The sequence below is a fragment of the Ectothiorhodospira sp. 9100 genome (genome assembly GCF_022227565.1).
GTDB classification, from domain to species: domain Bacteria; phylum Pseudomonadota; class Gammaproteobacteria; order Ectothiorhodospirales; family Ectothiorhodospiraceae; genus Ectothiorhodospira; species Ectothiorhodospira marina.
Genome location: NZ_JAJNAN010000034.1, coordinates 23957 through 34287, shown reverse-complemented (window position 1 = coordinate 34287; position 10331 = coordinate 23957). Strand labels below are relative to the sequence as shown.

The following is a 10331-nucleotide window of genomic DNA, read 5'->3' as shown; positions in this document are numbered from 1 at the left end:
ATGTCGCTGAACCTGGGTTCTTTCGCGTTAAGCGCCGCCACCCGGCCGATGGGTGGGATCAATCCAGGGATCATCCTCCGCGCCCAGACCCGCATCCCGCTCCAGTTCCACCTGGGAGATGGTCTTGCCCGGGGCCTTGATGCGCACCCACAGGCTGGCAAAGATCAGCAGGAAGTTGATGATGCCCACCAGAATGAACGGCGCCCGCGGGTCGATCTGGTCAAACAGCCGACCGCCGATGAGTACGATCAACAGGATCCCCAGTGCCCCGCTGATATTGAAGGCCGCCAGCACCGACCCCCGCTTGGGCTTGGGCGCCTCCTGGCCGATGAGTGACTGAGCCCCCAGGAACACGGCCATCTGCCCGATCCCCATCAGCGCGAAGAACGCGTAGGCATAGGTCGCCAGGGGGTTGACCAGGAAGAACATGGCCAGGTTCCCGGCCGCCGCAATGGCCATGCACACGCCCAGCGCCGTCACCCGGTTGAGTCGGTCGATGATGGGCCCAAGGAACGGCGCGGACACCAGGGCCGCCACCTGGGTGACAATGAAGATGATCGTCCCCTGCATGACTGCCTCACCGGAACTCATCCCCATGCCGATGCCCACGGTGGTGCCCCACAGCACCACGAAGGTGGCATTGATGGACTGGTCGCCGCGGGCGATGAACGCGGCCCCGTAGGAGAGCAGAATGCGGGGGTTGCGCGCTTGGGCAAACCCCGTGAACAGCAGCTCCCGCACCGGCGGCTGAGGCTCCCGGGAGGGGGGTATCCCCGGCTTGAGCCCGAAACCGATGATGACCGCCGAGATCGCCGCCAGCGCAGCCACCATCAGGAAGGTGTACAGACCCGCATCGGTGCCACTCACTCCCATGCTCGTGAAGATGTCCGGAAAGGCCCCGAACATCTGTCCGATGATGACGATGCCCAGCCCGTTGAGCATGCCGATGATGGCCACCAGCTTGCCCCGGGAGCGTTCTGCCGGGTAGTCCGCCAGCACGGTGGACAGGGCCCCGGCGATGGCCACGATGCCCATGGCGTAGAAGATGCGATAGATGAACAGGTCTTCCGCCGAGCCCGCCAGTGGATACAGCACATAGCAGGCGGCAGTCAGCATGAAGCCAGCGATATAGATCGGCCTTCGCCCGATCCTGTCGATGAGTATGCCCGCCGGGATGAACAGCAGCAGCGCCACCACCTCGGTCCAGAACACCAGATCGCCACTGAGCGTGCCCTGCTCCTCGATGGGGATGTTCAGGTGCTCGTTGAGGATATAGGTTTGCCCGATGGTGATGAACACGATCAGGCCAATGGACACAAAGCCCGCGTAGAAGAAGGTCCAGCCATGAAACGGCATGACCCCGGGCGCCAGATAGATGGGCCCGATCCGGTGGGCACTGTGGGGTGGTTCGGATGCGGTGGTCTGGGTCATCTGAGGATCAGCATCTCGTGGGCACGGGAAAGTCCCACAAGATACAGGGGAAGCGGGTTGGGAGGCCAGTGGTTGGGTGGGATCGGGCCGTGGCTAGGTGATACCTATGACCAGGAAGAAAAGCACCCCGACCTCCAAAAGGCCTCCACACGCAGCCCCATGGCCGACAAGCTCATCAAGAAGATGCGCAGTCATGTGGGCGCCAAGGTCGTCGACCTCAGCGCCGTCATGGAAGGCAAAAAGAACGCTCAGGCCCTTAAAGCGGACCGGTAATGATCCTGTTGGGGCAGCGATGATATCCGAGGACAAACGACGCAACCGCCTGATCGCCGAAATCGACGCCATGATCACCGAGGACTTCGCGGGCCGGGTTCTGCACTTTGACCCCTGGACGAGATGACGCCCCTGGAGCGCTGGGTTCAGGATGGTGACCAGGTACGCTATCTGGACCCGAGGCAGGATCTGGAGGATCTGTGCCTGTTGAGGTGGTGCGCAAGGTCCACAAGGACCGCATATGAAATCCTGGGAATACTCCAGGATCTGGCGAGTAACTCCTGATCTACGCCTTGGTCAACGGAGAACCCACCAAACGAGCCTATGACAGCAAGCATGACGCTTATACTTTCTTTCGCAAATAATATGCGAAAGCATCGGGATGTATCCGTATGTGTACTCGCAATGAAAGGCCCGGACTGAGCCGGGCCTTTGTGTCGTAACAATGTTAGATTCTAACTCCGTAAACTTGTAAGGAAGGTCTCACTCAATGAGCGGGCCGGTGTCGGAAAAATCACTGTAGAAGCCGGGGAAGTTCTCTTGGAATTCGGCATCCAGTTGCCTGGCCTTGAGGGCGACTTCATGGATGCAGGCACGTGTTTCTCCACCACTGGTCTCGGCAAAGAATTTATCCTGCAGTTCACCGGTTTCCGGATCACGGAACTGGTTTTCATAGAAAACCTGACCGGAGGGCGTCCAGTCCAGTGTGCCGGGTATCCATTGGCTACGTTCCTCATCCCAGATGAACTGGGCATCCCAGTAAAGGTCTTCGTATGCGAAGTTGTAGCAATTGGTGGTAACGGCGCTTCCGGCAGTTTGCTGCTGGGCAAACCTGGCCCGCTGCAAGGCTCGCGCAAGACGCGCCTGCTTGTCCGCCTGATGGACCTGACGCTGGGCGGTTGCGACCTGGATAGTATCGGGGGCTTCACGGTCCAGCGTGGGGGGGGCGTCCCTTTCCACCCATGTGCCGTCCGTGATCCAGTCAAGATCCTGCCATTCGATCAGGGTGACCTCAATGGTGTCACCATTGGTGATAGACCCTTCTGGCACTGTCTCTGGATCGAAGGGAAGATCCAACAGATCCTGGTCCACCGACTGCCAGGCGATCCAACGCATGTCACAGTTGAGACCGTCTGGATCACAGACCTGAGTTTGGTAGGTGTCAGAGTATTCGGTGTCACCGTCCAGCATCTCCACCATGGGCGCGCTCAGTGCAAACACGCCCGCTTCCCGCCATTGCCAATCATCCTCCTGCCAGTTATCGCGATAGGCTTCAATGTACATTTCTGGCAGAACCATGAAGGCTCTGTTGCCAGATTCTGGCGCATAGTCCTGAAGCAGGGCGCCAGTGCTGCCCACGTCCCACCAAATTTCGAAGGACTCTTCAGCGCTGAAGTCGGCATCCTCATCCCATTCTTCGCCCCAGCCTGGTGTCACCCATCCCTGTTCTGTGTTGGTGCGAAAGACCACACCCTGGGATAGGCCTGGCAGGAATCCAAGGCCGAAGAAACTATCTTCTCGCTCGTAATAGTCCTCATCTCCACCCTTGAACAGGATATGTAGACCAGTCAGCCGGCTACCCAGGCCCAGTATGTCCGCCGGACTCTGAGTGCCGTCCCTGCCTGGGGCCCAGTCAAACCCACGGGCATTGTTCAGTTCCTGCAGGTTGAGTGTGCCATCGATATCCCAGGTTGCGCGTACCATATTCAGTGCCACTTGATGCTCACCCTTGTCCAGGTCAACCAGGGTCGCGCTGCCTGATAACGGGTCACCCGAGGTGTTGCCATCGGGCCAGCTACCAGCGACGATCAAGTAGGTACCAGGGGTGAGGGCAATTTCGCCTCGGGGGCTGCCGCGGGTGAGTGTTGTGCTGTTGACGGGATTTTCCCAGTCGATACGCAGCCCTTCCTGATCCTCATTGTGGCCATACCCATACTCGGGATCATCAATCCGTTCCATCAGTTCGTTCCAGGAGCCATAGGGGAACGGAAATGCGCGGACTTCAATAGTCTGAGTCGTTGTATCGATATAGCTCGCCTGCGCGTCATTGCTACTGGGCAGGTTGGCGCTGACCGCCACCGTGGCGCTGCCTGGCAGGTTGGCGTCCGACTGTTCCTGGGTGCCCCCGGTGTCGGTGTTGCACCCGGTCAGGCCGATCCCGGCGGCCACCAGGGTGGCTAGCAGTGTTTTGCGGAAAGGGATCTGCGTCTGCATGGCCCTTGTCTCCTTGTTCTGAGCTTTCAGCGTATGCGGTGTGTGTGTAGGGACGCTCATTGGATGATCACCTCTACGTCGGCCCGGTCGGCGGTGACTCGCAGGGTGAGATCGCGGGTGGTTTCGGCAGATTCGTCGTCGCGCACGGTGAGTCTTACGGTGTGGCGTCCCGGTGCCAGTTCGCCGGTCGGGATGGTGGCTTCGGCGCCTTCACCCTGCCAGACCACCTCATCGCCCAGCATCACGTCCCAGGAGTATTCCAGGGCCTCATCTGCGGTGAAGTCATCGATGGCCCGTGCTCGCAGGGTGATGGCCTGCGCGTTGCGCTCAGGGGCGGTTTCCGTAGCGGGAACGGTGTTGGGGCTGGCCGAAGCGGAGAGGATCTCCGGCGGCTGATTTCCTACCACGGTGAGGTTGATGGTGGCCGTGGCGATTCCGCCCTCGGTATCGTCAGCATCCACTGTGATCTCACCTGTGGCGGCACCAATGATATCTAAGGCATCGCTCTGAACCGAGACCGCCGTGGGTAGTCCGTCCTGGTTCCAGGTAAAGCTCAGAGTGTCGCCATCCGGGTCATGGGCATAGGCGGTGTAGGTGACATCGCTGTCTTCACGGACGCCGTTGTCCACACAGCTCAGGTTGAAGCTGGTGCCGCTGCAGCGCAGATCCGCGGTCTGTCCGTCGACGGTCCGGCTGACTCGGGTGATGCGCGGGGTGCGATTACCCACCGGATCGATCTGGACCGTACGACTGAGTTCGCCGGAGCTAGCGCCCTGGCTGTCGGTGGCTTCCAGCACCACATCCAGTCCACCCGCCGCGTCTGGTTTAAACTGGATGGTACGGCTGAGGTAGCCGCCTTCCGCGGTCTGCGAGGTGAAATCACCGCAATTGTTGCTGACGCAGGTCAGGGTGACCGCATCGCCGTCGGCGTCCCAGGCGGTCACCTGCAGGCCGAGGGTCTGGTCTACGATGCCCGTGGCGGGGGCGGACACGTTCAGGGTCGGCGCCTGGTTGGGCACCTCCAGGGCCACCTCGACATTGATGCCGTCGTCGCTGACCTCATCGGGAGCGGTCGTGCCGTTGACGTTGAAGTCTGCCTGGACGTTGCCCGTGCGCGCGTTCATGTCCACGCCGCAGGGCACATCGAAGCCAAAGCCCCCATCTTGGTCGGAGCGGGTGGATTGCCAGAAACGACCGCCCTGGGCGGTGATGGAGCGGTTGGCGACCGGTATGTCGCCCCGCAGGACCTGGCCTTCCAGACGGCAGGTATAGGGGTTTTCCAGGGTGATGGTTGACGCTGCGCAGTCAGTACCCTGGTTCGGCGTGATCGGCAGGGGTCTCGTCCGCAGGGCGCGGGGGTTCCACAGGCTGAACTGCCAGTCACTCAGGGAGATATCAACGGCAGCCAGCGTGGTGAAACGCAGTTGCCCGTTGTTCACATAGGTCCACTGGCGGCCGCCATCCGGCATCGTGATGTTCACCGTGCCGCTGAACGGCGTGGCGGCTTCGCCTTCACCAAAGTTGATGTCTGCCGCGGCGCAGTACGTGGTGACATCGCCGGCCACGATGGGCCAGTCGATGTTCAGCCAGCTGATCCAGTCGTTGCCGTCGTCGATCTCCAGGCGTGCGTAGAGGGCGCCATCGAAGACTACCGGATTGACGCTATCATCGTACGGGGTGCCGTCACGGTCCTTCTCCAGGGTGGCCGGCCCGGCATATTTCCAGCTTCCGCCGGTGTACAGGTAGATGGGGACCTGGATGCCTGCCATGTCTTCATCATGGTCCTGGGTGATGGTGTTGTAGGTGCCGGGGGGGACGCGCAGCAGCACCGACGGGTTGCCCTCCGATGCGATGGCTGGGTCATCGTTGCTGAAGTCCACCGCCAGGTTGTTGCCGTCCTGATCCGACAGGCGCAACTGGGTGAAGGCGGTGGAAATCAGACGATACTCTTCAGGCACTTCCTGTGCCCCGGAAGCGCTGCCGCTGCCGATGGCGTCCGGATTCAGGGTGACGCCGTCCAGTTCGGCCCCGAAATTACCGGTGCCGACAAAGTCACCGGGGAAGGCTTCTGCATCGGCGGCCTCGCTGGGATCGAAATAGGCCATGGCGGCGGTCACCGCGCTGGTATCTTCTCCCACTCGGGCTTCCGGGATCTCCAGTTGCACCTCGACATCATTATCGCTGGCAGCGGAAAGAGTCCCGCCAGCTACGACGGCACGGCTGCCGTCACTCCGGCGTACCACGCCGAACTGCAGGACGGCCTGTCCGCTGGCATTGTCCACGGCCTGCACGGCCACCTGTTCCGCCGCCAGGGCCAGATCCAGGGTGACCTGGGCACCGGGCTGCAGGTCGCGGAAGATGCGGCTGGTTTGGATGTAGCCTTCGCGGATGACTTCCGCCAGGATACGGTCGGCTTCACCAAACGCTTCGGGCACGATCAGGGTGAAGCGGCCGTTCTCATCGGTGGTGCCCATGACCGGCTCCTCGTTGAGCCGATTGGCCGGGTTCCTCGTGGAGCCGTCGTAGAGCCATACACGGATGCTGGCATCCTCGATGGGCGCCGCGCGCAGGTTGCGCTCGCCCACGGACTGGGATTCCTGCGCCGCAAATGCCGAACCCGCCACTGATCCGGGCTGATCGCCCGCGACGATCTGTCCGGACACCTGGAAGGGCGACGCGGCCGAGTTGACGGGGTCTCCGCCGGCTGGGGTGTCGCCCCCTCCTCCTCCGCCGCCACCACCGCCACATGCAGCCAGTGCCCCCATCAGGAACAGCGAGCTGCTGATCCTGGCGGTAACGGCATAAGGCACTCCACCCGACATGGTCGGTTTCCTTGTCTTGCCCTTTGACATCTGTTTTCTCCCCATCATTGATGTCCACGCTGAGTTTTGAAAAAGATCAAAAATATGGAGCCCGTGCTCGGGCGGCGAATAATTTACGATAGGCCCAGGCGAAAATTGTGACTTTTTCCACGTTTTAAGTAGCACTTCCGGTGCTTTGATTGGCGGTACTTCTGATCAAGTGGCGAAAAAAAAAGATAAATGGCGCAACGTTTCCAATGAAGGGCAAGACCCCCGTTTCCGGATGGGGTATGCATGGCAAAAAACAAAACTGCGAAGGTGCCGCCCCTTGCTGTGTGGGGGGGGCTAATGAGAGTGATCAGATCCTGGCCATGGACTGGCGTCTTTGTCCGTCAAGCTCGCTAGCAAGACGGCGATACTTGTTGCCGCATGGCTTGCAAGATCGCGCCTCCAAGGGGCGTTTTCGACCCATTTGAGGGCGTGGGGACTTGTTGCATAGTATAGACGGACTATACGGCGGCCTATCCGCGAGCTTTGAAGTTGTTGGTCGCGGAAATCACGCACCACATCGGCGGCCAGAGTGCCATTTGTGACAGTAGTGCTCCCAAGCACCGTTGCGAACAGGCAGGATTCCGAGCTCGAACTGCTGGAAGATGAAGTCACCTCATGCAGGTTGGGGATGAATTCCCATCGATCGCTCACAGCGTAACGGGAACATCCCGTGGCGTCGTGCCCAGCGCATACCCGATAACGGACCGTAACCTCCTCGCTCAGAGGATCTTGGTAATGCGTTTCATGGGGGGGGAGCTTTGCGATTTCCTGAAAGGCGCCATGACCTTTCTGGCGCTCCAGCACAAACCATTGCGCCTCTTCTGAGCGGTTTTGCCATGTGATTTTTATGCCGTTGATGTCCGCCTGCAACTGTATGTTTTCAGGGGCAGTTGGCGGTATGACAAAGTCTTCCCGTCTGGACCACGGCGATGCGCCCAAGTCGTTGGTGGCGCGGATCCGGTACTCGAATGCCATACCCTCGCGTACTGCGTCTTCAACATCGAGATACGAGGCCACTTCAGGGTGGATGAATTCCTCGATGGGAAAGAAGTCTCCTTCATCGCAAATGCCCGAAGCCATTTTGTGCCGATCACATCGCTGAATTTCCTGGCCTGTCGCAATAGCTGAATTGGCGAGCCAGGTTAGAAACACTCCATCTTCTCTCGGTGCAACAGACAAATGGGTGGGCTGAACCGGTTTCAGAATGCCGGGGTCCGTGGAGAGCAGGTCATGCAGATTCAGCAAGCCGCCGGTGATGGCAGGGTAGGGGGGATCAGGCTGCCTCGTGGTGAGCAGGATGCGCTCCCGCACGAGCTTCCAGTCGGCCCGGTCGAGTTGTGTATCTTGTGACCACAGAAGAGCTGCGGCCCCGGCCACCATCGGAGTCGCCATGGATGTGCCGGTTTGTGTGCAATAGCCTTCCGCTGGCGCGCCTTGGCAGCTGATGGCAGGCGGCCAAGTGCTAAGGATATCCTCACCTGGCGCTGCCAGATGGATGGTGTTGTGTCCGAAATTACTCTGGCGCAAGCGTCTGCCAGTGCGATTGGTGGCCATGACGGAGATGATGTTGTCGACTGGGTGGGCTGCCGGGTAGATCGGGACATCATCCACATTCACCCCGCTGTTGCCAGCGGCCGCAATAAACAAGACTCCCTGGTCCCGAGCATGGATGATGGCTTCGCGTTCGAGTCTTGTTTGGTCTGCGGATGACCCCGACCGATACTCATAACTCGCATTGATGATGCGCGCGCGCCCATCCTCGACCGCGTAATAGATGGCTTCAACGGCATCGGAAATGCGACCCGTCCCATTCCTATCCAGAAATTTGAGCGGCATCAACTGGACTTCCCAGTTGATGCCGCTGACGCCGGTGGCATTATTGCCTACAGCCCCGATGATGCCAGCCACATGAGTGCCATGGCCGTTATTGTCCATCGGATCGGGCTTGTCGTCAGCGAAATTCCAGCCACGCTCGTCTTCTGGGTAGCAATTTTGTTCCTCATCCTCCCGCGCGCGGCAATCCGCTTCGGTCTGAGGGGTGGGATTGGTCCAGATATTGGCCTTGAGGTCTTCATGTCGGTAATCGATCCCAGAGTCCAGCACGGCCACAATGACGTCTCGGGAGCCGGTGGTCACTGTCCACGCACTGGCGGCCTGAATATCGCTTTCCTCCGTGTCCCCATAAAGTGCCCACTGTTGATCGAAAAGCGCATCGTTGGGAAACATGCCGGTCAATTGGATCTTGTGATTCGGCTCAGCGTGAACCACTCCGGGGAAACCGCGGTACCATTCGAGGGCTGTGGGTACATCCATGCCGTCGGGGATTTGCACCCGGTGCCAGCCACGTCTTCGCAGGCGCGGATGACTCCTGATTTCCCACTGCAGGGCGGCCTTGGGTTGAAAGTGACCAGCTGTCTTGATCAGTATTTCTTCCGCATCTGGTCGATCTGACTGAGCCTTTCTGGCGACCTCGCCATCCGATGCGCTGGTCATGCTCAATAGCTGTGCGCTAATCAGCACAACGATGGCTATCGAGAACAATGTTCTGCGATGAATGATGGAAACCAATCCAAGAACTCCTTATCAGTCTGTTTGCAGCTTATATCGATTGCTACGGGCTAAGCCATTCAGTAGGGGACGCTCTGTGCCCCCCTGGACGACCGTTCGTCGATTGAACTGGGTGAAGGCGGATGAGCCTCCTTCCTGGAGGGCGTCATATGGGAGCGGCTACTGCTCTGGTGATCGTCTCATGCTAAGGTGTCGCCGGCTTGACTTATGGTCCCCATGATCACATGAAATCATCACTCCCGAATCTCTCTCTTCCCTTGATCGCCCTGCTCGTGATGAGCCTGGTGCTGGCGGGTTGCGCCAGCGTGCCCCGGGACGAACCCGGCGAGATGGATGACTCGCCTCTGAAGCGCGCCCTGAACGAGCAGGACTGCGAGGCTGCGACTCAGGCCATGGATGGGCTCGCCCCTCAGCAGGGAGCTCAGGCGGCGGTGATGGCCGACGCGCGGCTCGAGGTGGCTTACTTGTGCCTTTCGGACGGCGCCTTCGATGCGGCCTGGGGGCAGAGTGTTGCCTTTCTGAGGGAGTTTGCGGGTCATCCTCATGCTGATTATGGCTACTACCTGGCGGGACTGTCCCGGTTTGCCGCCTGGCAGGCCCTGCATGAGGGGGATCAGGTGCCGGACCCGGATCAGGACTCAGGCGGTGCTCGGGAGGCTTTCGCATTGTTCCGTGACCTGGTGCGGCAGTTTCCGGATTCCGCCTATCGGGATGAGGTGATTCCGCACCTGGTGGAGTTGCGGGAGGGCCTGGCTCATGCGGAGTTGCGCATGGCGCAGGCCCGATTTGAACAGGGGGAGCACCGGCAGGCCCTGGCCAGGGCCGAATATGTGAACGAACATTTCCCCAACACTCAGGCCCAGGGGCGTGCCCTGTTATTGATGGCCGACGTGCGGGAGGCACTCGGGGATGAGGAGGAGGCTGCCAGAATCCGTCGCCGGGCCCCGGCGATTCCGGATCTGGATCGCTAGCGGCCCGTACACTGCCTCCTGT

5 protein-coding genes are annotated in these 10331 nt (G+C 60.2%); 1 reads left to right on the top strand and 4 read right to left on the bottom strand.

From position 1 onward, the window contains the following. Positions 1–27 precede the first annotated feature (27 nt). The 4 genes from LPW29_RS10910 to LPW29_RS10895 form a co-directional block, all read right to left on the bottom strand. Positions 28–1431: an MFS transporter gene (locus LPW29_RS10910; RefSeq protein ID WP_238628031.1), complete on the bottom strand. Its 1404-nt coding sequence runs from the start codon at positions 1429–1431 to the stop codon at positions 28–30. 756 nt (positions 1432–2187) lie between these two features. After that, positions 2188–3918, bottom strand: a complete 1731-nt coding sequence (locus tag LPW29_RS10905) for a hypothetical protein (RefSeq protein WP_238628030.1) — start codon at positions 3916–3918, stop codon at positions 2188–2190. Between the two features lie 56 nt (positions 3919–3974). Continuing rightward, entirely contained in the window at positions 3975–6740 is a 2766-nt protein-coding gene (locus tag LPW29_RS10900; RefSeq protein WP_238628029.1) for a PKD domain-containing protein, read from the bottom strand. A 324-nt stretch (positions 6741–7064) separates the two neighbouring features. Beyond that, positions 7065–9338 carry a S8 family peptidase gene (locus LPW29_RS10895; protein ID WP_238628028.1) on the bottom strand — a complete coding sequence of 758 codons (2274 nt, stop codon included), beginning with the start codon at positions 9336–9338 and terminating at the stop codon, positions 7065–7067. A gap of 224 nt (positions 9339–9562) precedes the next feature. Here LPW29_RS10895 and LPW29_RS10890 point away from each other — a divergent pair, with 224 nt between their 5' ends. Next, positions 9563–10309, top strand: coding sequence for an outer membrane protein assembly factor BamD (locus LPW29_RS10890; RefSeq protein WP_238628027.1), 747 nt, complete (start codon positions 9563–9565; stop codon positions 10307–10309). Positions 10310–10331 lie beyond the last annotated feature (22 nt).

What these genes read in the sequence shown, in the direction of transcription:
- LPW29_RS10910 (WP_238628031.1), bottom strand. Translation starts at nt 1,431, where the DNA reads ATGACCCAGACCACCGCATCCGAACCACCCCACAGTGCCCACCGGATC.
- LPW29_RS10900 (WP_238628029.1), bottom strand. Translation starts at nt 6,740, where the DNA reads ATGTCGGGTGGAGTGCCTTATGCCGTTACCGCCAGGATCAGCAGCTCG.
- LPW29_RS10890 (WP_238628027.1), top strand. Translation starts at nt 9,563, where the DNA reads ATGAAATCATCACTCCCGAATCTCTCTCTTCCCTTGATCGCCCTGCTC.
- LPW29_RS10905 (WP_238628030.1), bottom strand. Translation starts at nt 3,918, where the DNA reads ATGCAGACGCAGATCCCTTTCCGCAAAACACTGCTAGCCACCCTGGTG.